Origin of the sequence: Sphingomonas sp. SUN019 (assembly GCF_024758705.1) — a bacterium.
Classification (GTDB): domain Bacteria; phylum Pseudomonadota; class Alphaproteobacteria; order Sphingomonadales; family Sphingomonadaceae; genus Sphingomonas.
Genome location: NZ_CP096971.1, coordinates 1,046,036 through 1,070,784 on the forward strand (window position 1 = coordinate 1,046,036; position 24,749 = coordinate 1,070,784).

Annotated in this window: 27 protein-coding genes; 13 read left to right on the top strand and 14 right to left on the bottom strand. The window is 66.5% G+C overall.

Annotated features, from left to right (window positions below):
- From M0208_RS04995 to M0208_RS05020, 6 genes are read left to right on the top strand one after another with little or no spacing between them, the layout of a single operon-like run.
- Nucleotides 1-1,593, top strand: a complete 1,593-nt coding sequence (locus tag M0208_RS04995; RefSeq protein ID WP_258890628.1) for an MFS transporter — start codon at nt 1-3, stop codon at nt 1,591-1,593.
- Nucleotides 1,586-2,506, top strand: a complete 921-nt coding sequence (locus tag M0208_RS05000) for a LysR family transcriptional regulator (RefSeq protein ID WP_258890629.1) — start codon at nt 1,586-1,588, stop codon at nt 2,504-2,506. The genes M0208_RS04995 and M0208_RS05000 overlap by 8 nt, the downstream gene beginning before the upstream one ends.
- Nucleotides 2,503-3,513, top strand: coding sequence for a hypothetical protein (locus M0208_RS05005; protein WP_258890630.1), 1,011 nt, complete (start codon nt 2,503-2,505; stop codon nt 3,511-3,513). The genes M0208_RS05000 and M0208_RS05005 overlap by 4 nt, the downstream gene beginning before the upstream one ends.
- 30 nt (nt 3,514-3,543) lie before the next feature.
- Entirely contained in the window at nt 3,544-4,182 is a 639-nt protein-coding gene (locus M0208_RS05010; RefSeq protein WP_258890631.1) for a CDGSH iron-sulfur domain-containing protein, read from the top strand.
- A 26-nt stretch (nt 4,183-4,208) separates the two neighbouring features.
- Nucleotides 4,209-5,153, top strand: coding sequence for a glutathione S-transferase family protein (locus tag M0208_RS05015; protein WP_258890632.1), 945 nt, complete (start codon nt 4,209-4,211; stop codon nt 5,151-5,153).
- The gene (locus M0208_RS05020; protein WP_258890633.1) at nt 5,150-6,106 is read left to right on the top strand and encodes a DUF5996 family protein; all 957 of its coding nucleotides are present in this window, start codon (nt 5,150-5,152) and stop codon (nt 6,104-6,106) included. The genes M0208_RS05015 and M0208_RS05020 overlap by 4 nt, the downstream gene beginning before the upstream one ends.
- A 55-nt stretch (nt 6,107-6,161) precedes the next feature.
- Here M0208_RS05020 and M0208_RS05025 read toward each other — a convergent pair whose 3' ends face one another.
- Nucleotides 6,162-7,013, bottom strand: coding sequence for a pirin family protein (locus M0208_RS05025; RefSeq protein WP_258890634.1), 852 nt, complete (start codon nt 7,011-7,013; stop codon nt 6,162-6,164).
- Between the two features lie 152 nt (nt 7,014-7,165).
- On the opposite strand from M0208_RS05025, the gene M0208_RS05030 reads away from it, so the two are divergent.
- Genes M0208_RS05030 through M0208_RS05040 form a run of 3 tightly spaced genes read left to right on the top strand, consistent with a single transcriptional unit; the run spans nt 7,166 to nt 9,728 of the window.
- The gene (locus tag M0208_RS05030) at nt 7,166-8,398 is read left to right on the top strand and encodes a hypothetical protein (RefSeq protein WP_258890635.1); all 1,233 of its coding nucleotides are present in this window, start codon (nt 7,166-7,168) and stop codon (nt 8,396-8,398) included.
- The gene (locus M0208_RS05035) at nt 8,395-9,156 is read left to right on the top strand and encodes a hypothetical protein (protein ID WP_258890636.1); all 762 of its coding nucleotides are present in this window, start codon (nt 8,395-8,397) and stop codon (nt 9,154-9,156) included. The genes M0208_RS05030 and M0208_RS05035 overlap by 4 nt, the downstream gene beginning before the upstream one ends.
- The gene (locus M0208_RS05040) at nt 9,153-9,728 is read left to right on the top strand and encodes a TMEM175 family protein (protein WP_258890637.1); all 576 of its coding nucleotides are present in this window, start codon (nt 9,153-9,155) and stop codon (nt 9,726-9,728) included. The genes M0208_RS05035 and M0208_RS05040 overlap by 4 nt, the downstream gene beginning before the upstream one ends.
- Before the next feature lie 3 nt (nt 9,729-9,731).
- Here the strand turns inward: M0208_RS05040 and M0208_RS05045 are convergent, their stop codons facing one another.
- Together M0208_RS05045 and M0208_RS05050 are read right to left on the bottom strand one after the other, a co-directional pair.
- Nucleotides 9,732-11,159 (bottom strand): alginate export family protein, encoded by a 1,428-nt coding sequence (locus M0208_RS05045; protein ID WP_258890638.1) that lies wholly within the window; start codon nt 11,157-11,159, stop codon nt 9,732-9,734.
- Nucleotides 11,160-11,287: 128 nt separating this feature from the next.
- Complete coding sequence (locus M0208_RS05050) at nt 11,288-12,202, bottom strand: LysR family transcriptional regulator (protein WP_258890639.1); 915 nt, start codon at nt 12,200-12,202, stop codon at nt 11,288-11,290.
- A 136-nt stretch (nt 12,203-12,338) separates the two neighbouring features.
- Between M0208_RS05050 and M0208_RS05055 the strand changes: the two genes are divergently transcribed.
- From M0208_RS05055 to M0208_RS05070, 4 genes are all read left to right on the top strand, one after another.
- The gene (locus M0208_RS05055) at nt 12,339-13,010 is read left to right on the top strand and encodes a hydrolase (RefSeq protein WP_258890640.1); all 672 of its coding nucleotides are present in this window, start codon (nt 12,339-12,341) and stop codon (nt 13,008-13,010) included.
- Between the two features lie 10 nt (nt 13,011-13,020).
- Complete coding sequence (locus M0208_RS05060; protein WP_258890641.1) at nt 13,021-13,428, top strand: hypothetical protein; 408 nt, start codon at nt 13,021-13,023, stop codon at nt 13,426-13,428.
- A 156-nt stretch (nt 13,429-13,584) separates the two neighbouring features.
- A complete protein-coding gene (locus M0208_RS05065; protein ID WP_258890642.1) occupies nt 13,585-14,508 on the top strand; it encodes a LysR family transcriptional regulator in 924 nt (307 codons plus the stop codon).
- A 31-nt stretch (nt 14,509-14,539) separates the two neighbouring features.
- Entirely contained in the window at nt 14,540-14,848 is a 309-nt protein-coding gene (locus M0208_RS05070) for a hypothetical protein (protein ID WP_258890643.1), read from the top strand.
- Nucleotides 14,849-14,863: 15 nt separating this feature from the next.
- Here the strand turns inward: M0208_RS05070 and M0208_RS05075 are convergent, their stop codons facing one another.
- Genes M0208_RS05075 through trbB form a run of 11 tightly spaced genes read right to left on the bottom strand, consistent with a single transcriptional unit; the run spans nt 14,864 to nt 24,450 of the window.
- Complete coding sequence (locus M0208_RS05075; RefSeq protein WP_258890644.1) at nt 14,864-15,088, bottom strand: DUF2274 domain-containing protein; 225 nt, start codon at nt 15,086-15,088, stop codon at nt 14,864-14,866.
- Nucleotides 15,085-16,305: a TrbI/VirB10 family protein gene (locus M0208_RS05080; RefSeq protein WP_258890645.1), complete on the bottom strand. Its 1,221-nt coding sequence runs from the start codon at nt 16,303-16,305 to the stop codon at nt 15,085-15,087. The genes M0208_RS05075 and M0208_RS05080 overlap by 4 nt, the downstream gene beginning before the upstream one ends.
- On the bottom strand, nt 16,302-17,318 hold the full coding sequence (gene trbG / locus M0208_RS05085) for a P-type conjugative transfer protein TrbG (RefSeq protein ID WP_258890646.1): 1,017 nt from the start codon (nt 17,316-17,318) through the stop codon (nt 16,302-16,304). The genes M0208_RS05080 and trbG overlap by 4 nt, the downstream gene beginning before the upstream one ends.
- Nucleotides 17,315-17,998 carry a conjugal transfer protein TrbF gene (gene trbF, locus M0208_RS05090; protein WP_258890647.1) on the bottom strand — a complete coding sequence of 228 codons (684 nt, stop codon included), beginning with the start codon at nt 17,996-17,998 and terminating at the stop codon, nt 17,315-17,317. Before trbF ends, trbG begins: the two co-directional genes overlap by 4 nt.
- 3 nt (nt 17,999-18,001) lie before the next feature.
- Entirely contained in the window at nt 18,002-19,312 is a 1,311-nt protein-coding gene (gene trbL, locus M0208_RS05095; protein ID WP_258890648.1) for a P-type conjugative transfer protein TrbL, read from the bottom strand.
- A 1-nt stretch (nt 19,313) separates the two neighbouring features.
- The gene (gene trbK-alt, locus M0208_RS05100; protein WP_258890649.1) at nt 19,314-19,616 is read right to left on the bottom strand and encodes a putative entry exclusion protein TrbK-alt; all 303 of its coding nucleotides are present in this window, start codon (nt 19,614-19,616) and stop codon (nt 19,314-19,316) included.
- A 5-nt stretch (nt 19,617-19,621) separates the two neighbouring features.
- Nucleotides 19,622-20,380, bottom strand: coding sequence for a P-type conjugative transfer protein TrbJ (gene trbJ, locus M0208_RS05105; RefSeq protein ID WP_258890650.1), 759 nt, complete (start codon nt 20,378-20,380; stop codon nt 19,622-19,624).
- Complete coding sequence (trbE, locus tag M0208_RS05110) at nt 20,377-22,866, bottom strand: conjugal transfer protein TrbE (RefSeq protein ID WP_258890651.1); 2,490 nt, start codon at nt 22,864-22,866, stop codon at nt 20,377-20,379. The genes trbJ and trbE overlap by 4 nt, the downstream gene beginning before the upstream one ends.
- Entirely contained in the window at nt 22,863-23,135 is a 273-nt protein-coding gene (locus tag M0208_RS05115) for a VirB3 family type IV secretion system protein (protein WP_258890652.1), read from the bottom strand. Before M0208_RS05115 ends, trbE begins: the two co-directional genes overlap by 4 nt.
- A complete protein-coding gene (locus M0208_RS05120; RefSeq protein WP_258890653.1) occupies nt 23,135-23,467 on the bottom strand; it encodes a TrbC/VirB2 family protein in 333 nt (110 codons plus the stop codon). The genes M0208_RS05115 and M0208_RS05120 overlap by 1 nt, the downstream gene beginning before the upstream one ends.
- Entirely contained in the window at nt 23,464-24,450 is a 987-nt protein-coding gene (trbB, locus tag M0208_RS05125) for a P-type conjugative transfer ATPase TrbB (protein WP_258890654.1), read from the bottom strand. Before trbB ends, M0208_RS05120 begins: the two co-directional genes overlap by 4 nt.
- Between the last annotated feature and the right edge of the window lie 299 nt (nt 24,451-24,749).

Genomic DNA, 24,749 nt, shown 5'->3' on the forward strand with positions numbered 1-24,749 from the left:
GTGGCCGCAACGACCGCGCAGACCGGGCTTCTGGCCCCGCTAGCAAACCGGACGTTCGCAGCGCTCTGGGTGGCGAGTATTGTATCGAGCGTCGGAACCGCGATGCAAACGGTCGGGGCGACCTGGACTCTGGTGCAGACCGGCGCGAACCCCGCGCTGGTTGCCGCACTTCAGGCTGCCGGCTCGGTGCCGCTGTTCTTGGCCGGGCTTCCGGCGGGCGTCCTTGCCGACATCGTCGATCGCCGAAAGCTGCTCATCGCCGCCAACCTCTGGGCGGCGGCGGCGGCCGCCGTGCTGGCGGCCCTGGCGTTTGCAGGCGCGGCGCCGCCGTCAGTGCTCTTGGCAGCGACCTTTGCCATCGGCTTGGGCGCGGCGTTCTCCGCGCCGGCATTTCAGGCGATCGTCCCCGAACTGGCGAGCGGCGACGGGCTCGCGCCGGCCGTGGCGCTCAACAGCATCGGTATGAACATCGCGCGCACCATCGGTCCGGCGCTCGGCGGCGTCACAGTGGCAGCCGTCGGAGCGCCTGCGACCTTCGCGATCAACGCCGCCTCGACCCTCGCTGTCGTCTGGGCGCTTGCGGCGTGGCGTCGGCCCCCGGAGCCGCGCCGCCTGCCCCCGGAGCACTTCCTCGGCGCGACGCGGGCGAGCGTGCGATACGCCCGACATGCGCCCGGCGTTCGCCGGATCTTGCGTCAGGCGATTGTTTTCTTCGCCATCGCAAGCGCACCATGGGCGCTCCTCCCGTTGATCGCTTCCGATCGTCTCGGTCTCGGGGCGAGCGGATACGGCACGCTCCTTGGTGCACTCGGCGTCGGAGCGGTGGCGGGTGCACTCATGCTTACGAAGCTGCGGAAGCTGTTCGGGACACGCCTCCTCGCTACGGCAAACATTGTCTGCGCGGCAGCCTGCGGCGCGCTGGCGGTCGTTGCGAGCGAGGCGCTCGCCATGGCGGCGGTCGCGCTGTTCGGTGCAGGCTGGATCACCGTCCTTACCCTGCTGAACGTGGGCATTCAGAACGCTGTCGCGGGCTGGGTGCGCGCCCGCATGCTCGCGCTTTACGTGGTTGCCTATTTTGGGGCGTTCGCCGCGGGAAGTCTTGTCTGGGGGAAGCTTGCCGACCTGGTCGGCGTCCCCGAAGCGTTGATCGTGGCAGCGGTTGCCGGCTTGGCCGCAGCGCCGCTGCTGGCGCGCCTGTCTATCGGAGGAACCGACCTCGACCTTTCGCCAGCCGCTTCACAAGAGCCTGGCCTGATCCTCGCGCCCGGCGAAGATCATGGCGCCGTGCTGGTATCGACCGACTATCGGATCGATGCCGAAGAGAGCGAAGCCTTTGGGTCGGCCATGGCTGAGCTGCGTGAAAGCCGCCTGCGCACAGGCGCCTTCGCTTGGCGTCATTGGACCGATCCTGCCGACCCGAGCTTCCACCGCGAAAGCTATGTGGTCGAAAGCTGGACCGAGCATATGCGGCAAACCGATCGGCGAACGGTTGCAGACGCAGCGGCGGAAAGTCGCGTCAACGCAATGGCGGGGAGCGCGGCCAAAACTACGTTGCTGCGCGAGCGAAGCAAAAGCCGAGCAGACTATGCTTGACCGCTTTGAAGACCTGCGCACGTTCGTCGCACTCGCGCAGACCGGAGGCTTCGCATCGGCCGCGGACCGGCTCGGCATCGTCAAATCGGCGGTCAGCCGCCGCGTCCGGGAAATCGAGGAGCGTCTTGGCGTTCGCCTCGTCCAGCGCACCTCGCGCAACGTCAGCCTGACCGAAGCAGGGCGCGGCTATGCCGAACGCGCTCGAGCGATCCTCGCCGAGCTTGAGGAAATGGACGAGGCGGTGCGCGGGGCCAACGACAGCCCCGAAGGCACTTTACGGATTAGTGCTCCGGTCAGCTTTTCCATTCACTGCATGGCGCCAGCGATCGTCGAGTTTCAGCGTCGCCATCCCGGCGTTGCGATCGAACTCGACGTCAGCGACCGGTTCGTCGACATTGTCCACGATGGTCATGATCTCGCGGTGCGGATCGCCGCGCTGCCCGATTCCGATCTTGTCGCGCGCCGGATCGTCACAATCCGGCATGTCGTCTGCGCGAGCCCTGCCTATCTCGCGGCGCAGGGCCGGCCGGAGCAGCCCGAAGACCTGAGCCGTCACCACGGAATCGAATATTCGCTCAAAGTCTCCGATGCTTACTGGACGTTCAAGGAGGGAATGGTCGCGCGCCCCGCCTGCATATTGCGGGCGAACAACGGCGACACCCTGCGCGAAGCCGCCGTCGCCGGTGCGGGGCTGATCTACGTTCCGACCTTTATCGTCGCCGACGCGGTCGCCCGCGGCGCGCTCGAAACGGTGCTCGACGAACACGTGCGCGAACCCATCGCGATGCACGCCGTGTTTCCCGCCGCGCGCCACATGCCCGCGCGGCTGCGCTTCTTCATCGACTTTCTGGTCGAGACGTTCGGCGACAAGCCCGCCTGGGACCGCGTCTTCGAACGCGGAGCCCGGCCATGACGGTCGCTGCGTGGTCGACCGCCGCGGTGTGCGTATTGTTCGCAGTCTCCGCGGTTCTCGTCTGGATGGCAGGCGCGCCACTTGCACGGTCAACCGACGCATTATCGCTGCAGCTGGGACTTGGCGAAGCGCTCGGCGGGCTGCTGCTGTTGGCAATCGCGACAAATCTACCCGAGGTTGCGATCGTCCTGTCGGCTGCGGTGCGCGGCGATCTGTCGATGGCGGTCGGAAACGTGCTCGGCGGCATCGCGGTGCAGACCATTGTCCTGGTCGTTATCGACCGCTGGGGCGTTCGCGCGGGAGCCCCGCTGGCGACCCGGGCAGCAACGCCTGGTGTCCAGATCGAGGCGCTGCTGGTGATCGCCATGATGGCGGCGACGACGCTCGGCGCACTCAGCGTGGCCGGCCCACGGTTCGGGGCCTTGAGCGTAGGAGACGTGATCGTTCCCGCTGTGTGGATCGCGGGCGTGGCGCTTCTCGCGCGAATGCGGCCCCACGGTCCGCCGACCGATCCCGCAGCAAGAAAGACACGCGCCAAAGCTGGCGCGATGTTCGCCGCCGCGTCGCTGGCTACGCTTGCAGGCGGGGTCGGCCTGGAGGCAGCCGGGAGCGCGCTCGCGGTTCGGATCGGATGGGAAGGCGCCTTGTTCGGCGCGACCGTTCTTGCCGCGGTGACCTCTCTACCGGAAATCACGACCGGGATCGCCGCCGCGCGTCAGGACGAACATGAGCTGGCCGCGAGTGATATTCTGGGCGGCAACGCCTTTTTGCCGGTCCTTCTGACCGCCGCGTCAGTTGTTGCTGGGGCATCGGCGTTCGCGTCGATTGGACCGGGCCTGCTCGTGCTGTGCGCGACGGGGGCATTGATGACCGCAGCGTTCGCCGCGGCGCTCGCGGCACGGACGCAGCGCCGCTTGTTGGGGGTCGGACCTGAGGCCTTCCCGATGATCGCGATCTACGGCCTTGGCCTCATCTTGTTCGTTTCGGTCAGTCGGCAAACGGGGTGACGACCCCCAAGAATATGAAAGGACGACGGAATGGAGAAGGAAATCTACGAAGGCCCGAACGTCGACGTCACGTTCGAAGGCAGGCGCTGCATCCATTCGCGCATGTGCGTGCTCGGTCGCCCCGATGTTTTCGTTCCGAACGCCGACGGCCGCTGGATCCATCCCGAACGTGCAGATGCGGGAGCTCTGGTTGAGATCGCCCATTCCTGCCCTTCGGGCGCGATCGGTTATGTGCGCCGCGACGCTGGGCCGCCCGAACCCGCGCCGGTCGTCAATCTGATCCGTTTGCGCGAGAATGGTCCTTACGCGTTTCATGCGCCGCTCGAGATCGCGGGTCGTCCCGAGGGTATGCGGCGCACGCTCTGCCGCTGCGGCGCTTCGCGTGCGAAACCCTTTTGCGACGGCAGCCATCACGAAGCTGGGTTCGAAGCCACCGGGGAGCCGCCGAGCCGGGAATCCGAAGCTCTGCCCGTCCGCAACGGCCCGTTGACGGTGACGCCGCTTCCCGACGGACCGCTCAAGGTCGACGGCGCATTGGAGCTGGTCAGCGGCACAGGCCGGACGATCGATCGCCGGGACAGCGCGTTTCTGTGCCGATGCGGCGCGTCCGCGACCAAGCCATTTTGCGACGGAAGCCACAAGCGAGTGGGATTCAGCGACGCCGCCTGATCGGGCACGCCATTGGAGATGATATTATGGGCATGTTGATCGATGGACGCTGGACGCAGGACGCGACGCGCAATGCCGGCGCCTACAAGCGTCCGGACACGGTCTTTCGCGAACGGCTCACCGTGGACGGCCGCCACGCTCCCGACAAAGGCCGCTATCACTTGTATATCTCGCTCGCGTGCCCCTGGGCGAGCCGCACCAACATGGCGCGCACGCTCAAAGGGCTGACGGACGTCGTCGGCATGTCGATCGTCCATCCCGACATGCTCGAAGACGGCTGGACCTTCGCGCCGGAACCGGAGCCGCTGTTCGGTTCGCAGTTCCTCCACCAGATCTATGCGCGGGCGGCGCCTGACTACACCGGCCGCGTGACGGTGCCGGTGCTGTGGGACCGCGAACGCGACACCATCGTCAACAATGAATCCGGCGATATCGTGCGCATCCTCGACGAGGATTTCGGCGCTTGGGCGGACCCGGCCTATGCGCTTCGCCCCGCTCACCTCGCGCAGGAGATCGATGCCCTGCAAGACCGCTTGTACGAAACGGTCAACAATGGCGTTTATCGGGCGGGGTTCGCGGGCTCGCAGGAGGCATACGAGGCGGCGGTCGTTCCCTTGTTCGACATGCTGCGCGAACTCGATGCGCGTCTCGCAACCCGTCGCTTCTTGATGGGCGATACGCTGACCGAACCTGACATCCGCCTGTTCACCACCTGCGTCAGGTTCGACGCGGTCTATCACGGTCACTTCAAATGCAATCTCGCGCATCTGTGGGATTTGGAACATCTCTCGGGCTGGCTGCGCGACGTTTACGCGCTGCCGGGCATCGCCGAAACGGTCGATCTCGAGCAGATCACGCGCCACTATTACGGCAGCCAGCGCTGGGTGAATCCGAGCGGCATCGTGCCACTTGGCCCGCCGGTTGACTTCACAGCGGCGAGCGGCCGCACGCATCTCGGAGCCCCATCATGACACGTCACCCCGAACATTGGCCCGCTCTCGATTACGCAAGTTGGGCGGACACGCTCGCAACGCTGCATTTGTGGACGCAGATGGTGGGCAAGGTGCGCCTCGCGCACGAGCCCTGGCTCAATCACAGCTGGCACGTCCCGCTTTATGTGTCGGCGCGCGGCCTGACGACCTCTCTGGTCAACGGCGCAGGCACGCCGTTCGAAATCGAGTTCGACTTCGCGGAATCGCATCTGCTGCTCCGGACGGCAGACGGCGGGCGCGGCGGGTTCGCGCTGGAGCCGATGAGTGTCGCGGCGTTCCACGCTAATCTGATCAGCGAGCTGCGCGCGATCGGACTCGATTCCAGTTTCGACGGGCGCCCGAACGAGATTGCCGGCGCGGTTCCCTTCGCCGAGGACGTGAGCCACGCCGCTTATGATGCCGCCGAGGTCCGGCGATGGTGGCGCGCCATTCTGTCCATCGAGCGCGTGTTTAAGCGCTTCCGGACCGGCTTCACCGGCAAGGCAAGCCCGGTTCATTTCTTCTGGGGCAGCTTCGATCTCGCCGTCACGCGCTTTTCCGGGCGTAAGGCGCCGCTCCATCCAGGAGGCGTGCCCGAGCTCCCGGACGCGGTCGCGCGGGAGGCCTATGATCGCGAAGTCAGCAGCGCCGGATTTTGGCCTGGGGACGCGCAGAATCCGCAGGCAGCGTTCTATTCCTACGCCTATCCGGCACCCGACGGATTTGGCGAAGCGGACGTCCGGCCCGGCGAGGCGCGGTTTTCAAAGGAACTCGGCGAATGGCTGCTTCCCTATGACGCCGTTCGATCCGCGGAGCACCCGGAAGAAGCGCTCATGCGGTTCTTGGAAGACAGTTTCGAAGCGGCTGCCGGTTTGGCCGGATGGGACAGGGATCAGCAATGTGAACTGGGTCGCCCGCGACGGCCACGGGCGTCCACAGCTCGTAGCGGTTGATTGATGCGGCCTGATTCCCGTCGGATCGGTCTGCGAGCGTCCGAAGCGGCTCCGCTTAGGCAGGCTCGAGGAACCGCCCCGAACGCAAATCCTCGAATGCCTGCTCGAGGTCGCGGGCGCTGGCCATAGCGAACGGACCTGCCCGGAAGACGGGTTCGCGCAGTGGCCTCCCTGCGATCAGCAGGAGCCGGCCGCCGGCATTGCTCGCAATCGACACTGGACCGTCGCCGGAAAGTATGGCGGTCCCGCCGTTCGGGATGGCGGTGCCAGCAATCCTGGCCTCGCCGTCGAAGACATAGGCAAAAGCCGAGTGTCCATCGGGAAGATCGATCGCGAACGATCCGCCCGCGTCGATCGCCACGTCGAGATAGGTTGGTGACACGGTGCGCTCCGGGGCCGGTCCGCTCTTGCCTCCATAGGCGCCGGAGATCACGCGCACCCGGTGGCGGTAGCCCTCGACCGTCGGAATCGCGTCGGTGGCGAGTTCCAAATAGCTTGAGCGGGTCGCCATTTTTTCGGCTGCGGGCATGTTGAGCCAGAGCTGAAAGCCCCACATCAGCCCATCGGACTGCTCGGGCATTTCAGAGTGGATGATACCGCGCGCTGCCGTCATCCATTGGACGTCGCCCGCGCCGATAACGCCATTCCCGCCCGTGCTATCGCGGTGGTGCATGCGGCCCGCCAGCATATAGGTGATCGTCTCGATCCCGCGATGCGGGTGCGGAGGAAACCCGGCCAGATAGGCGCCAGGGTCGTCCGAGCGAATTTCATCGAGCAAAAGGAAGGGATCGACAGTGTCGAGCGCGGCAATGGGCATCACGCGATTGATACTGACGCCTGCCCCTTCGGTCGCCGCTTCGCGCTGCACGATCCGGGCGACTGTCCGCCCCCGCTCCGCCTGAGACATGCTTTAGCTCCTTTGCCCCCGGCTACCACGCCGCGGCGATCGTGGCGGCGTGCAGATCAGAACGCTGCGTTCACCACAGCGTGGCTGATGTTTGCTGCCTCAAGAATGCATCGTGCAGCCTCGCACTATCCGCACCCGCTGGGAGAGACACGATGCAGAAACTGACGATCGCGGCGCTGTGCGCCGCTTCACTTGCCACCGCCGCGCCCGCCGGAGCGGCATCGCTCTCGTCGGTTTCGCGCATCACCTTCGGACCCGGTGACACGCTGTTCGCCGCCGATTGGAAAGGCGCATCGATCCACGCCATCGCACTGCCGCCAGCCGCCAAAAAGGCGGCGCCGCCGTTCAACATCCTCGATCTCGAAGGTGCGCTGGCCAAGGCGCTTGGCGGGGTGCGGCCGCGTGTCGTCGATATGGCCGTGCGGCCCGGCACCGGAGAGGCCTATGTCGCGGTCGAATACGGCGCGGCGCGGACCCCGGCCATTCTGGCGGTCTCGGCCGACGGAACGGCACGCCGCATCGACCTCAAGCCACTGCGCGAATCGGTCGCCCCGATCGGCGACGCGCCCACTGCGGGCGGCACGTCTTTTTGGGGGCGCATCCCGGCGCGCAGCCTCACCGTCACCGACATGAAATGGCACGACGGCGAATTGTTCGTGGCGGGCCTGTCCAACCAGACCTTCTCATCGACTTTGCGCCGGATGCACTATCCGTTCGACGGCCGTTCGACGACCAGCTCGATCGAGATGTATCACGCCTCGCACAACCAGATCGAAACGCGCGCGCCGATCCGGACGATGGCCTTCGCAACGCTCAACGGGCAGCCCCATCTCGTCGCGGCCTACACCTGCACCCCGCTCGTCACCATTCCGATCGCCGATTTGAAGGACGGCGCGCGAGTGACCGGCAAGACCATCGCCGAGCTGGGTTACGGCAACACGCCCGCCGATATGGTCTCGTTTTCCCAGACCGGACAGGACGGGAAGGTCACGCCTTACCTTCTGCTCGCCAACTACGAGCGCAGCGCGAACATGATCCCGCTCGACTCGATTGCCGCCGCGGCGGCGCAGCCCGGCCTGTCGAAGCCGGTTCCGTTCGGACAGATGAAAGGTCCGGAGGGCCAGCAGGTTCCGTTCGCCGGCGTCGTGCGCGCCGACAACCTCGACGACAAGTTCCTGCTCGTGGTCCGCAATAACGTGCAGCACGGCACGACCCAACTCGTCACTTTCGACAAGTCGTTCCAGTTCCGTCTCTCGGATTTCGTTTCCGAGTATAATTTCCCCTCCTATGATTATTCGAAGAGCGAGTTCCAGACTAAGTACATCAAGCCCGTCCAGGACACGTTGAAGAAGGAGGAGGGCTTCGCGGGCGACGTGAAGCAGTGATCGCGGCCAGTTTCCTCGCTTTGGCGGCTGCACTGGTCGCCATTCCTGCGACCGCCCAACCGGCGCCCCCCGACGCCCCCGTCGCACGTCCGACAGGGGCGTCGATCCCGGCGAACCTGCTGCGTCTGTCGATCGCCTTCGCACGGCCACCGGAAGGGCCGGTGCTCCCGCGCCTGTCGCTGGTTCGCGGCGACGGCAGCACGATCGAGGAACCGTTTCTCGATCAGGAATTGTGGTCGCCCGACGGACGAACCTTGACCGTGCTGATGCACCCCGGCCGCGTGAAGACCGGGCTTGCCGCAAACGAGAGCTTGGGTCGCGCCCTGATTCCGGGTGACGAGGCGTCGTTGATTTTCGACGGTCGGCGCATTGGCGGGTGGACGGTCGTTCCGCCCGACATCGCACCGCCCGATCCGAGCAGGTGGAGGACGACGGCGCCGCGAAGCGGAACCCGCGAGGCCGTCATTGTTCAACTGGACGAGCCCGTCGACGCGCTTGGCGACAACCTGATTGCGGTTCGCGACGCCGGCGGCCGCCGCGTTGGGGGGACGGGGCAACTGGTCAAGGGAGAAGCCGTATGGCGCTTTACACCGCGATCGGCTTGGCAGGCCGAACGCTATGTCGTGGTCGCCGCACCCGACCTCGAAGATCCGGCGGGCAACCGCCCGGGCCAAGATTTCGAGCATTCTCCTGGCGCGACGTCTTCCGTTCCCGACGGCCCAGCCTTCCAACCTACTGGCGGGAATAACCGGCCGTGAGCGCGCAGGACGAAGGTCTGATGACCGCCGGGCGGATGGAAGCGTTCAGCGACGGCGTCATCGCGATCATCATCACAATCATGGTGCTTGAGCTGAAGGCGCCGGAAGAAGCGGACATGCACGCGCTGCTGTCGACCTGGCCGATCTTCCTGTCCTACGCCTTGAGCTTCACCATGGTCGCGATCTACTGGGTCAATCACCACCATTTGCTGAAGACCTGCGCCCGGATCGACCACCGGACCTTGTGGCTGAACATCCATTGGCTGTTCTGGCTGTCGCTGTTCCCGGTGACGACGGCCTATATGGGCGAAACTCGCGGCGCACCGTTCGCGCTCGCGATCTATGCGGGCCTCTCGATGCTAGTGGCAACGGCCTTTCTATTGCTGCAACGTCAACTCTTTGGTTCAAACGCCCATGTCGAGGAGGTCAGCGCGTCGACCCGGCGGCGGACGATCAAGAATCTGGCGGCGATGGTGGCTATGGCGGCGGCGATCCCACTGGCGTTCATCAGCGCGCCGATCGCCGCTCTCCTGCTCGCGGTGCCGGCGCTCGCCTATTTCGTCCCGGATTGATCGTCAGAACAGGAAATTGGCGGTCAGCTTGGCGAAATCGACGTTCCGCCCGCCGACGCGCCGCATCGCGCTGCCGCTTTCGAAGTGCGCGGCTTCGAGCGATACCGACAGGTGGCGTGAGAACTGGTGAGACACCAGCCCTTGAACATAGCCGCCGATATGCCGGCCGGCTGCGGCTGCGCTCGCCGGTTGCGGCACGAGCGGAGCGAGATAGACGAGATCGCCGCTTCGCGTGCGCGCTAGGTCGGCGGCGCTGACACTCATTGTCGTCGCTTTTGTTGGCCGCGCGGACAAGCTCAGCTTCAGATGCCGGACGTTGGCGAGCGAGCCGATCGGCGCCTCGGTAAAATAATTGCCCTTGTAGAAAAGCGGGTTGAACGTGCCGACGCGGTTGTCGGAAGGATCGCGGTCTCCCGAGGCGAGGTCGAGCTGAATGCCCGCCCGCGGCGCCCAAGGCGCGCGATGGAACGTCCAGCCCGCGAGCGCGGCGATCGCCCAGGCCCGAACCGGCGTCCGATCGACTGTGCCGCGCTGGACCATGGCTTCGACATCAAAATCGAGATTGCCGACGCGGTCGGCAATGCGGGCTCCCCAGGCGGTCCGCCTCTCACGCCCCTCAACCGCCCCGAACCGCGCGGCGTCGCGGCGATATCCGTAGACATAAAGCGAAGTCCACATTTGTCCCGAGGTTCTGGAGGCATAAAGGCCGCGAAACGCGGAAGCATCGTTTGCGGCGTCGTCGAAGACGCCTGGCCGGTATCGGACGGGACGGCCGGCGAAAGCCGAGACGTGCACGTCACCGACCCGCGCGTTCAGCCGCATCGCGTCGAACGCCTGGCGGAGATTTGGTCCTTCGCGCACGCCGACGAACCGCTGCGTCGGATCGAACGCCAATTCCTGCCGTCCGGCCCGAATCACCCATTCGACCCCGCCTGCCTGCAATCGCCAATCGGCGAAGGCCAACTGAAGATCGAGCCGATCTTCATCTGTCGGGCCAGGGCCGCCCCGCCGGCCAATGGCAACCGCATTGCCGAGTTCGGCATAGATGCGTGCCTGCCCGACATGGAGGTCCGCGCCCAGATAGAGCCGATGCAGGCCCCAGACGTCGCCAGCATTGGAGAAAAGCGCATTGGACTGCCCGACGGCTTCTTCCCGTAGCTGGCCCGACAGCGTCAGATGCGCGCCACCATCGGTTCCGAGCGCAATATATTTGACGGCATCGAACGGATCGGTCCGAAGCTCTGGGTCGGCTAGCGCACGCCAATCTTCGAGCCACCGGCCGAGTTTGTAGGATGGCCGCTGAGCAGGCACGTCAGCACTGCCGTGTTCCGGCGTGCGCTCGAAATGATCGCCGGAGGACTCGCGATCGGCCGGACCGGGCGTCACGGGCATCTGTTGCTGAGCATAGGTGGCTTGGGCGATCGGCAGCATCAGCGCCGCCGACGAGAAACGCAACAGAACGAAGCGGACGGCGGGCGAAAGCATCGGCCGAGGCTAGCGTGTGCACGCGAGACCCATGAGCCGTGTTCACGAGAACGCAGCGTTGCCGTCTGAGCGACCTAGGCGGCCTCGATGAGCCCTCGGTCCCAAAACGGGTCGCCCGCATAGGTCTCGACGAGGAAATCGATGAAGGCACGAACCCGCGCCGATTGGTTACGGGCTGTTGCGTGAAGCGCATGCACGGCGATCGGCGGTCGCATGTGCCCAGCAAGAACGATCGCGAGCTCGCCGCTCCGCACCGCGTCGTGGACGATGAAAGTCGGAAGCACCGCGACCCCTAGACCGGAGACTGCCGCAGCTTTGACGGCGTCGCCATTCGCGAAGGCAAGCCGGGCAGAAACCGCGGGGACGATGCCATCGGCGAAGGTCCAGTAGTGCGCCGTATCGACGTTGGAATAGACGATACCCGGAAATCGGCTGAGGTCAGCGGGCGTTTCGGGGTTGCCGAGGCGCGCGAGCAGCGCCGGTGCGGCGACGCAGACGTGGCGGATCACTGTCAGCCGTCGGGCGATCAAGGCAGAATCGGCCAGACGGGCGATGCGGATCGCCAGATCGAAGCCGTCGCGCACCAGATCGACCATCCGATCGTCGGTATCGATTGCAAGTTCGACCACGGGGTGGCGGTCCAGGAATCTGCCGACGACTGGTGCCAGGCAATGGGTCGTGAACGAGACGGGCGCGGCGATGCGGATCACGCCGCGAAGCCCGCCGCCGATGCCTGATGCTTCCTCTTCGGCGTCGTAGAGCTGCGCTAACAGCGTCCGCGCACGGTCGTGGAAGACCCGACCCGCGTCCGTCAGATGCATACTCCTCGTCGTCCGGTCGAGCAGGCGTGCTCCGAGCCGATCCTCCAATTCGCGGACCCGTCGGCTGACCGCCGACTTGGCGATGTTCATCCGATCGGCGGCGGCCGCAAACCCGCCAGCTTCGACGACCGCGGCGAACACACGAAGATCTTCAAATCGATCGGCCAAAGTGCTTCTCCGGAACGGTGTCGAGCCTAAACCTGTCGAGGTAATCGTCAATCCCAGGAGAACAATGCGTGCTGCATTCGACACCTTTCGGAGAACGGTGGGGCGACTAGCGTGGCTGCGAAATCCTGACCTGGAGATGATCGTCATGACGAGCCAACCCCGCCGCGATCCCACGAGCGATCCTCTGCTGACGCCCGAAAACGCCGCGCTGGTGCTCATCGACTACCAGCCACCGCAGGTTAACACGATCCGCTCGATGGACAGCCTGACGCTGATCCGCAATGCGGTGGCACTCACGCAGACCGCCAAGGCATACGGCCTGCCGATGGTGCTCTCCACCGTTGGGGTCGAAAGCGGACTCAATCCCGACACCGTTCCCGAACTCAAGGACGCGATGGCGGGCGCGACGTGGATCGACCGATCGAGCATCAATGCCTGGGAGGACGCCGATTTCGTGAAGGCGGTCGAGGCGACCGGGCGCAAGAAGCTGATCATGGGCGCCCTGTGGACCGAGGTTTGCCTGGCCTTCCCCTGCACCGACGCACTGCGCGCGGGCTACGAAGTCTTCGTGCCTGCCGACGCGGTGGGCGGGACGTCTGTCGCGGCGCACGAAAGCGGTCTGCGGCGCTGCGAACAGGCGGGCGCACAGCCGGTCTGCTGGATAGGCGTGCTATGCGAATTGCAGCGCGACTGGGCGCGCGCCGAGACGACCGAGGCGATGGTCAGTATCGGCCAGGCCAATGGCGGTCCGTGGGCGACAGAAATCGCGCTAAAGCAGTTCGCCTCGCAGGGCCTCAAGACCGTCTAGGAGGGCGACTATGCCGCAATCGAGTTACGCTTCGCCCGCCACGGCTTCGTGGTTAGCCCGCGCGGGCGCTATCGCATACGGTATCTGGGCGCTGCTGCATTTCCAGGCGGCTTGGTCGGTGTATCAACTCGGACAGTCGATGCCGGAGGGCATGGAGCGCGGGCGGGTTCTGCAGGATGCGTGGAACCTGCTGTGGTTTTCGATCATCGCGATTCTTGCCGCAGTCGGTTTGAACTGGCGCAACGATGTCCGCGGCTGGTGGATCAACTTAGCAGCAGTCAGCGTCGCCGACCTTGGCTTCATCTTCTTCGTGCTGATGCCGGGACATGTGCCGATGTGGCCCGGCTTGGCAGGACCAATATTTTGGATTCTGGGGTTGGGCTTTTCTACGGTCGCCCTGTTTAGGCAACGATCATAGTTTGTTTTGATAGCAGCGCCTGTGCGTGGACAGTGCAGAGTTTTTGCTCGAGTCTATGTGATGTTCGTGCCGATGTGATTCCTGAGATCTATTCGGGCGATACAAAGCTCACGTCTCGGTGCGTGACATTTCGACACGTCGAACCCGGGGCATCGAATGTCGTTTGATATCCGTCAGCTCCGCTACGCTTTAGCGGCAGCTGATCATGGGAGTTTTTACCGTGCTGCCCGCGCACTCGATATTGAGCAATCGACGCTGAGTCGCGCCATACTCAAACTGGAGCGCTCGATCGGGATGCCGATTTTCGATCGCTCACGAGCGGGCGTGACCATAACGCTGGCAGGCGGCAGCTTTCTTCGTAGCGCAAAGACGATGGTCGCGACGGCGGACAAGATGGTGGCGATGATGCGAGCGGCCGGACAGGGCCGCGCCGGTGGCCTTAGACTCGGGCACAACAGTTCTGTCTCCGCAGGCAATCTGCGGGCGACGCTGATAAACTGGCGTGAGGCGCATCCTGATGTAGAGATCGAATGCGTCGAAGCCGACCGCAGCGTCCTCCTCGCTGGCTTGGACACCAGAGAGATCGACATCGCGATACTCATGGGTGCGGCCGGCCATGACGGCTTTCGTTGCGAGCCATTATGGAGCGAGCGGATGCTAGTCGCATTGCCCGCGTCGCATCCGCTGGCGGAACGCGACGTGGTTCACTGGACGGATCTTCGCGGCGAGCGGTTCCTGCTGCCTGCCGCCGATCCCGGCCCGGAGATACGAGACATGGCGCTGGGGCGTCTGGCAGTCTCGGGCAGCAAACCCCACATCCGAATGCTCCAGTCGAGCCGCGAGACAGTGCTAAGCGTTCTCGGCGGCAGCGCCGTCGTGAGCATCGTCTGCGAGGGTTCTACCGGCGCGCGCTATCCTGATGTCGTCTATCGACCGATACATGGCGAGCAGGGGCCGGCCCTCACTGGCTATTCCGGTTGCTGGCGCGATGACAACGGCAACCCGGCGCTGCGCCGTTTTCTTGGATTCATCAAGGCGCGCTATGCCCTGTCTTTTGATTTCTCGCAGCAATTCCAGTAGATTAAAGTAGGTCAGTCGGGGAGTTACCGCCATGTCGCAAGGCAAGACAGTTATCGTCGTGCTCGTCACTTTGCTTGTCGGTTTCGCGGGTGGATTTTTTCTGCGGCCGGCCATCGCGCCGACCCAGCAGACAGCCCCCGTCGCCATCCCGTCTCCTGTAGCTGCGGCACCAAGCGAGGCGCGCGGCACGCAGTATTTCGTGGCGAATATCGACGAGGCGCGGCAGGTCGTCGCCGGATGCCGCGATGGCTCGGTGCGGGGTGGCGAATGCCTGACCGCCGAAGAAGCGATCATCAAGGTCGACGCGCAGGAGCGCCGCAAGCGGTTCTTGGGCAACTGATGGCACTGCGGTTGCTCAGTCGTTCGAGCCGCTACGACGTCGCGAAAACCCTCGGTCACTTGTCATGAACTTCGCCAACATGGGCGGAACGAGCTTCTCCGGCGGAACCGGCTCACCGCCCGTCTCGGCCGCGAGAGCAGCGGCGTAGGCGACGAGATCGCGGTGAACGACGGCGGGCAGTTCGACCGTCAGCTTGATGGGTCGGTCGTCGGCCAACGGCCCCAGCTTCAACTTCGTCATCGCGTTCCTCCGATCGGTTCGAGCACAAGGTCGCGGGTGAGAATCACGCGAAGCGGATGGCCGGGCCGGATGGTGAGCGTCGGCTGCACGTTGAGTTGCCGCCGCACGATCTGCTGCCCGGTCTGATTGATGGTATCCTGCGAGCCGCGCCGCAGGGCGCGGGTCAGGTCGTTCTCGCTATCCGCACCCAGCTCGGTCCCAACCCCGAGCAGCGTCGAAACGGCCGCCGCCTTGAGCAGATCGCCCCAATGCTGGTTGACGCGGTCCTGTAGGCCCGCGAATCCCGCACCATCGGCGCCGGGCTGACGCTCGAGAACGATCGAACGGCCGTCCGGCATGATGAGTCGGTCCCAGGCGAGCAGTACGCGGGTCTGCCCGGCGGCGATCTCGCTGTCATACTCGCCGATCAGTCGCGCGCCTTGCGGAATGAGAAGGATGCGTCCGGTAGGGCTGTCATAGACGCTCGCCGTCACCTGCGCGGTGATCTGGCCGGGCAGGTCCGAACGGACGCCGGTGACGAGCGCGGCCGGGATAATGCTGCCGGCCTGCACGATGTTTGGCGATGCTGGTGCCGTAAGCCGCTCAACGCTGACGGTGCGCTGGTTGGCTGCCTGCGCCATGAAGGCGCGCTTGCTGGCTTGGTCGCCTTGCGCCGTCTGCTGCGCCGGTTCCTGCGCGGAAGGCGCCGGCAAGCCCGGCGTCGAGACCGGCTCCGCACCCGCTCGCGCGCCGCCGCTGCCAAGAAAGACCGAGCTGGTGCGGGCCGCATCGCGTTCCTGCGCCGCGCGCTGCCGGGCGGCTTCCACCGCCTGCGCGCGCGGATCGGGCGGGCCGGGCTGCGCGCCCATCGGCGGCACGGGAACGTCCTCGCCGCGCTGTTGTGCCGACACGATCGGGCGGCCGAGGTCGCCAGGAAGCGGTGGGCCGAGCCGGGGCGCCTGGGCATAGTCGCGCGGCCCGGACGTGATCGCCTCGGACGTGGCGCGGTTGTCGGTGTTGTAGAGTTCCTGCGCCGTCCTCTCGCCCGGTGTCCGCAGCGCATAGATCAGCGAACCGCCGATGCCGAGTCCGGCAGCGACGCCGACGACGGCGAGCGCTCTACGGGAGAGCCGCATGACGCGAGGCGGATCGCCGCGAAGCTGGAACGCGGCCGGATCAGGGCGAGCCGACTGCGGGGCGGGCCGATCCTCCACGGGCGGATCATGGCTGTCGGTCACGGCCGCCCCCTTCGTCCATCGTCGCGCACGATGCGGACACGCTGCTCGGTGCGCCGATCGCCCAGGCGCAGCTCGGCGGCGGCGAACAGGCGATCGACCACCATGTAGCGGCCCTGAACGCGGTAGTTGACCAGCTCCGCGTCGCCGGCCGCGCCGGTCACGAACAGCGGCGGCATCTCGCCCTGCGAGATTTCCGCCGGAAACTCCACGAACACCTGCCGGCCATCGTCGAACGCGCGAACGGGCTTCCACGCCGCGCGGTCGCCTTCGATCCGGTAGCGGAAATTGAGCGCGGACACGTCCACGCCGGTCGCCGCTGGCGCAGCGGCAGCAGCGGCCGCGTTGCGGCCCTGCAAGGCGATGAGCTGGTCCTGCGGATAGGTCCAAGAGACCGATGCCATGTAGGTCGTCGGGGTCGCGCGCAGTTCGAGATGATAGGTGCGCCGATCTGTGTTGATGACCAGGTTGGTGGCGAGGTCGGGCCGGGTCGGTTTGACGAGGATATGCACCCGCGCCGCTGGCCCGCTGCCGCTGATGGTATCGCCGATGATCCAGCGCACGGTGTCGCCGGCCGCGACCGGCCCCGGCCCGACGAGCTGTTCGCCCTCCTGTAACGCGATGTCCGTCACTTGGCCGGGGGCGGCATAGACCTGATACAGCGCGCCGTCGGTCCACGGATATTGCTGGATGGCGTTGAGGAAGCCGTCGCGCACCGGCTGGATGCGCGCGGCGTCGTTGGCGTCGCCGACACGGCGGCGCGGATCGGCGGGTTCCGCCCGCCGCGGACTCTCCGTCACCGGCTTCAACTGGCCGGGCAGCGGCAGTGGTTTGGGGATCGTCACAATCTCGACGGCGCGGGGCGGCTCGGCCGCGGGCGTCGCCACGATCGCCGGGGGCGGATCGTCAAGGGCAATCATGGGCGGCCTGGCCGATGTGGTGGCGCAGCCGGCGAGCGTGGATGCGGAGATGAGCAGCGCGGCCGCGGCCGCGCGGCGGATGGGTATGCCGGTCATTGCGACAACTCCTTCGACCAGTTGAGGGCGTTTACGAAAACCCCGAGCGGATTCTTGCGCAGGGCGTCGGGTGTGCGCGGCGGCTGGACGACGATGGTGAGGATCGCCGACCAGCGCTCGGTCGCGGCGAGGCTGCCATCCTGATAGCGGCGCTCGATCCAGGCGACGCGGAAGCTGTCGGACGATGCCCGGATGACGCTGGACACTTCCACCGCAACCTGCACCCGCCCGACATTGGCGAACGGATCGTTGGCCCGCGCATAGTCATTGAGCGCAAGCGCGCCGCGATCTGTCGTGAAGTCGTAAGCCCTGAGCCAGTTCTGACGGACGATCACCGGATCGGCCGGGATGGCGCGGACCTGCTCGATGAAGCGGGCGAGATGGAACGCGACCTGCGGGTCGGTGGGACGATAGCCGGCCTCAGCCGGCGCAACGGCTTGGGCTTCGCCCAGCCGATCAACCTGCACGACCCAGGGGACGACATGGCCGCGCGTCGATTGCCAGACCAGGCCGCCAGTCAGACCGCCCGAGAGCGCCAGCGTGCCGAAGAAGGCGAGCCGCCAGTTCTTCGCCTGTACGCGCGCCGAGCCGATGCGGTCGTCCCATGCTTGCGCCGCGCGTTGATAGGGTGTGGCCGGCTCGGGCGTCTGGCCGTAGCGGATGCTCGGTCGCTTGAACATGGATCAATCCTTCTGGCTGGTGTCGACGGAAGCGCCGCTGCCGCCGCCATCGCCGGAGCGCAGCGTGTGGGCGGCGATGGTCGCGCCGTGGGTCATGGTCTGGCGGTTCTTCATCGCGGACGCCCAGGCGGGCGCGCCGGTCGGCGCGTCCGGCGACGGCGTGGAGCTGCCGCCCGAAATGGTCCCGCCCGTGGCGGTGACGGTGGCGCGGCCGCCGGAGCGGTAGCTGTCCTTAAGCGAGGCGGCCGCCTTGCGGAGCGGCGACATGGCAGCGCCGACCGCCGCTTGACCGACTCCGGCAGCACCGCTGGTCACTGCGGCCGCGCCGGTCTTGCCGGCGGAGCCGAGCGCATAAGCGCTGTTGGCGGCGCCAGACGTGAAGGCCGCGCCTCGCGCAGCGCCGCCGATTGCACCCGCCGCCGCGCCAACACCGAGGCGGGCGGCAGCGGCGCCACCGGCGAGCGCGCCGCCGCCAGCGAGCACGGTTCCCGCCGCAGCCCCTGCGCCCAGCGCCGGGCCGCCCGAAACGATGCCATTGGCGATCGACGGGCCGAAGATGCCGAGCCCGAGAAGGCACAGTGAGGCGAGCGCGACGGCCAGCGCGTCCTCGATGCTCGGCTGCGCGCCGCCGAACCCGGCGCGGAACTCGTCGAATAAGGTCGAGCCGATGCCGACGATGACGGCGAGCACCAGCACCTTGATGCCCGACGAGATCACCAGGCCCAGCACGCGCTCGGCCATGAAGGCGGTCTTGCCGAATAGTCCAAACGGAATGAGGACGAAGCCGCACAGCGTCGCCAGCTTGAACTCGATCAGCGTGACGAAGAGCTGGATCGCCAGAATGAAGAAGGCGAGGATGACCAGCAGCCAGGCGATCAGCAGCACCGCGATCTGGATGAAGTTCTCGAAGAACGCGACCCAGCCCATCAGGTCTGAAATGGATTCCAGAATCGGCTGACCCGCCTCCAGACCCACTTGGGCGACGCGGCCCGGCTGGAGCAGTTCGGCGGCGGTGAAGCCGGTGCCCGATGCTTTGAGGCCGAGCCCGGCGAAACTCTCGAAGACGATGCGTGCCAGGCTGTTCCAGTTACCGATGATGTAGGCGAAGACGCCGACGAACAGCGTTTTCTTGACGAGGCGCGCGATGATGTCGTCGCCCTCTCCCCACGTCCAGAACAGGGCGGCCAAGGTCACGTCGATGACGATCAGGGTGGTGGCGATGAACGCCACCTCGCCGCCGAGCAGGCCGAACCCGCTGTCGATGTAGCGGGTGAAGACATCCAAAAAGCGATCGACGACGCCGGTGCCGCCCATATCAATTCTCCTGTGGGGTGGCGCCATCGGCGATGCGGGCAGCGGGACGCGCGCCGGGCGCGAGGAACCGGCGGCGGTTCTCGGCCCAGGCGCGCAGGCAATCAGGGTCGCTCGCCCCGGCCGCGCCGATCGACTGGCAGCGGCGCAACTCGATCAGCAGCGGGTCCGTCGCCGATGTCTCGGCGACGGCCGCCGGCCCCGCGCGCGGTGGCTCGGGCGGACGGCTCATCTCGACCGCCGTCATCGTGATGGCGATGGCGATGAAGACGACGGCGCCGATGCGCGCGAGGAGCTTGCTGTCCATGACGATCAGTCGTGGAACATGCGGGCGTTACCCGGCTGATAGCCGGTGGACCGCGTGAGGAAGCGGCGGAGCCGTTCGCGGCTCTCGGCTTCGACGGCGGCGTTACGCGCCGAGTCCAGCGCCTGCGCCCGACCCTGCGCGGCGAGCAGCGCCGTCAGGTCGGCGAGCTGCTGCGATTGCAGCGCCAGAAGCTGGTTGCCCGCCTGCGCCGCCTGAAGCGCGCCCGTCGCCGACTGGCTGGACGTAACCAGGCCGTCCATCGTCGTGCGCGCGCCGTCGATGTTGCCGACGACACCGGCCTGAACGCGAAGCGCGTCCTCGAACGCGCCGACGCTATCCTCCCAGCGGGCGTTGGCGTTGGCGACCATCTGCGCGTGGGTGCCGGTGAGCGCCGCGCCCTTGTAGCGGCCGTTGAACACCTGCTGGACGTTCTGCACGTCGTAGGCGATGCGCTGCGCCTCGCCGAGAAGCTGCTGGGTGCGCTGCACCTGCTGCTGCAATTGTTGGAGCGAGCTGAATGGCAGCGAAGCCAGGTTGCGCGCCTCGTTGATGAGGCTGGTCGCCTGCTGCTGGATTTGCTGAATCTGGTTGTTGACCTGCTGGAGCGACCGGGCGGCCGTCAGCACGTTCTGCGCATAGTTGGTCGGATCATAGACGATCCCGCCGAACTGAGCGTACGCCGGCGTGGCGGCGGTGATGCCGATCATGCTCGACGTGGCGATGGCGCCGGCCAACATGGCGCGGCGCAGAATATTGGGTTTCATGGGGTCATGTCCTTCAGGGCAAGGGGGAGCTGGCCGGCATCTTCCCGGCGACCGGCCAGCGGATCGGGTTGGGGTTCGGGAAGAAGATCGACCGCCCAGGCCAGGCCGCGATGGCGCAGCCATTCGGCGGCGAAGCGCTCGCGGCCGTGGGTCTCGACGAGCTCAGCGATGCGGAGCTGGTCGGTCTTGGAAGACGCCGCGGCGAAGGCCAGCGCGATTTCGCCCAGCCCCAGCTCGAACAGCCGGTTGCCGCGCCGCGACTGGCAGTAATAGTCGCGCTTGGGCGTCGCCCGGCTCAGGATTTCGATCTGGCGGGCGTTGAGGCCGAACCGCTCGTAGATGGTGGCGATCTGCGGCTCGGCCGCGCGCTCGTTGGGCAGGAAGATGCGCGTCGGGCAGCTTTCGATGATGGCCGGCGCGATATTCGAGGTTTCGATGTCGGCGAGGCTCTGCGTGGCGAACACCACGCTGGCGTTCTTCTTGCGCAGAGTTTTCAGCCATTCGCGGAGCTGCGCTGCGAAGTCCGGGCTGTCGAGGACCAGCCAGCCCTCGTCGATGATGATGAGCGTGGGCGAGCCGTCCAGCCGCCCTTCGATCCGGTGGAACAGATAGGACAGGACGGCGGCGGCCGATCCGGCGCCGACCAAGCCTTCGGTCTCGAACGCCTGCACCGACGCCTCGCCGAGACGCTCTGCCTCCGCGTCGAGCAAACGGCCCCACGGCCCGCCGATGCAGTAGGAGGCGAGCGCCTGTTTGAGCTGCTGCGACTGCAACAGCACGGCCAGCCCGGTCAGTGTGCGCTCGCCGATCGGCGCGGACGCAAGTGAGCCGAGCGCCGACCATAGGTGCTCCTTGGCCTGGGGATCGACCGCGACGCCTTCGGACGCAAGGATGGCCGCCAGCCATTCGGCCGCCCAAGCGCGTTCGGCCGGATCGTCGATTCGTGCCAGCGGCTGGAGCTGCACGCCGTCGCCGGTCCCATCGGCGAGCATCCCGCCGAGATCCTGCCAGTCGCCGCCCATGCTGATCGCGGCGGCACGGATGCTGCCGCCGAAGTCGAAGGCGAAGATCTGGCCGTTCTCGTAGCGGCGGAACTGCATCGCCATGAGGGCGAGCAGCACCGACTTGCCGGCGCCGGTCGGCCCGACGATCAGAGTGTGGCCGACATCGCCGACGTGAAGGGAAAACCGGAACGGGGTCGAGCCTTCGGTCTTGCCATAGAGCAAGGGGGGCGCACCGAAATGCTCGTCCCGTTCCGGCCCCGCCCATACTGCTGACAGGGGGATCAGGTGGGCGAGATTGATCGTGGAAATCGGAGGTTGGCGGACATTGGCGTAGGTGTGGCCGGGAAGACTCCCCAGCCACGCCTCGATCGCGTTCATGCCCTCGGGTATCACGGTGAAGTCGCGGCCTTGGATGACCTTCTCGACCAGCCGAAGCTTCTCGGCGGCAATAGCGGGATCGCGGTCCCACACCGTCACCGTGGCAGTGACGTAGGCCATGCCGGCATAGTCGGCGCCCAACTCCTGCAGGGCGGTGTCGGCGTCGGCCGCCTTGTTTGAGGCGTCGCTGTCCATCAGGACCGACGCCTCGTTAGTCATCACCTCCTTCAAGATCGCGGCGATGGACTTGCGCTTGGCGAACCACTGGCGGCGGATGCGGCTCAGCAGCTTGGTCGCATCGGTCTTGTCGAGCATGATCGCGCGGGTCGCCCAGCGATACTCGAAGGCGAGCCGGTTCAGTTCGTCGAGTAGGCCGGGGAACGTGACGCTGGGAAAACCGACGATGGTGAGCGTGCGGAGATGATGATCGCCGAGCTTCGGTTCGAGTCCGCCGGTCAGCGGCTCGTCGGCCAAAAGCGCGTCGAGGTGCATCGGCGTTTCCGGCACGCGAACGCACTGGCGGCGCGTCGAAACCGTGCTGTGCAGATAGGTCAGTGTCTCGGCGTCATCGAGCCAGCGGACCTCGGGCACGAAGCCTTCGACCAAGTTCAGCACGCGGTCGCTGCGATCGGTAAATCCTTTCAGCAGCTCCCAAGGATCGACGCCGGATGTGGAGCGGCCCTCGTAGAGCCAGCCTTCGGCGCGCGCGGCTTCCTCGGCCGGCGGCATCCACAGCAGGGTGAGGAAATAGCGGCTCTCGAAGTGCGCGCCTTCCTCGCGGAACTGCTCGCGGCGCTCGAACTCGACCAGCGACGACACAGGATCTGGAAAGTGGCCTTCCGGATAGTCGAGCGCGGGCGTGCGCTGTGCCTCGACGAAGATCGCCCAGCCGGACCCGAGACGGCGCAGCGAATTGTTGAGCCGCGCGGTCGTGGCGACCAGCTCGGCGGGCGTGGCGCTGTCGAGATCGGGGCCGCGGAACCGGGCGGTGCGCTGGAACGAGCCGTCCTTGTTCAGCACGACGCCTTCGCCGACCAGCGCGGCCCAAGGCAGGAAGTCGGGAAGGCTCGCAGCTTTGCTGCGATATTCGCGCAAGCTCATCATGGCCGCATCCATGTCGGGTAGCGGAGGTGGCGCCGGGCCACGTCCACGAATTGCGCGTCGCGGCGGGCGGCCCAGACGGACAGTCCGTGGCCGACGGCCCAAATGACCAAGCCGGCGATCCACAGGCGCAGGCCGAGGCCGATCGCGCCCGCCAGCGTCCCGTTGACGATGGCGAGCGAGCGCGGAGCGCCGCCGAGCAATATCTGCTCGGTCAGCGCCCGGTGAACCGGGGCGAGGTAGCCGGCGATCGGTTCGGCCACGTCCGGCATCAGACCAGCGCCCCGCCGCCGAAGCTGAAGAAGCTCAGGAAGAAGGAGCTGGCGGCGAAAGCGATCGACAGGCCGAACACGATCTGGATCAGTCGGCGCGCGCCGCCAGAGGTATCGCCGAACGCCAGTGTCAGGCCGGTGATGATGATGATCATCACCGCGATGATCTTCGCCACCGGTCCCTCGATGCTTTCGAGGATCGACTGGAGCGGCGCTTCCCACGGCATCGACGAGCCGCCGGCATGGGCCGGAACGGCGAAGGTCAGCGCGATCACGCTGGCGGTGGCGGTGAGCATGGCGCGGCGTGCGCCATGCCGAAGGGCATGGATCATGGCAGGTCTCCGGGCTGGGGGGTGGTGAGCGGTGCGAGGCGGTAGTCACCGGTCGCGGGGTCAAGCCCTTCGACGCGGGCCAGCTCGGTCAGCCGGCGGCCGTGCGCGTCGCGGACCAGCACGGCGATCAGGTCGATCGTCTCGGCGATCAGCGCGCGCGGGACAGTGACGACGGCCTCCTGGATAAGTTGCTCCATCCGGCGGAGCGCGCCGAGCGCGGTGCCGGCGTGGATCGTGCCGACACCGCCAGGGTGGCCCGTACCCCAGGCTTTGATGAGGTCGAGCGCCTCGGCGCCGCGCACCTCGCCGATGGGGATGCGGTCGGGGCGCAGTCGCAGCGACGAGCGGACCAACTCGGACAGCGACACCACGCCGTCCTTGGTGCGCATGGCGACAAGGTTGGGCGCGGCGCATTGAAGTTCGCGCGTGTCTTCGATCAGGACGATGCGGTCGTTCGTCTTGGCGACTTCCGCCAAGAGAGCGTTGACCAGCGTGGTCTTGCCCGCGCCGGTGCCGCCCGCGACGAGGATGTTGGTGCGGGTCACGACGCCGCGGCGCAACGCCTCGGCCTCGGCCGCCGACATGATGCCGGCGTGCGCATAGTCGTCGAGCGTGAACACGGCGACGGCGGGCTTTCGGATAGCGAAGGTCGGCGCCGCGACGACGGGCGGCAACAGACCCTCGAACCGCTCGCCACCTTCCGGCAGCTCGGCCGATACGCGCGGGGATCGGGCGTGAACCTCGACGCCGACATGGTGAGCGACCAGGCGGACGATGCGCTCGCCATCGGCAGCGCTCAGCAGCTCGCCTGTATCGCTGATGCCTTCGCTGAGCCTATCGAGCCAAAGTCGGCCGTCGGGGTTCAGCATCACTTCGATGACGGCGGGATCGTCCAGCCATCCCGCGATCGACGGCCCGAGCGCGGTGCGGAGCATCCGCGCCCCGCGGGATTTTGCCTCGGATCGGATCGGGTGGATGGTCAACGACTGGCCCCTGCAAAGGACCGGGCGAACCGCCGCCCGGCTGTCGGGGCACATCAAGAGACGCAGGAACAGTCGGCTCGCAACAGCTAGTTTCCGGCGTAGTAAAGGGGGCGGTAGATACGTTGCCGAGGGCGGATTTGCTTCGCTGACGATGCGAGCGCGCCAAGCCTGATTGCCAATCGCCGAACGGCCTGCTCCACGACTCGATGTGTCGATTGCCGGCGAGAGATGAAACTGCCGTCTCGCGATGGGTAGCGCTAGGCCCATTGGGCAGCGCGCGGCGTCGCAGGTTCCGGAAC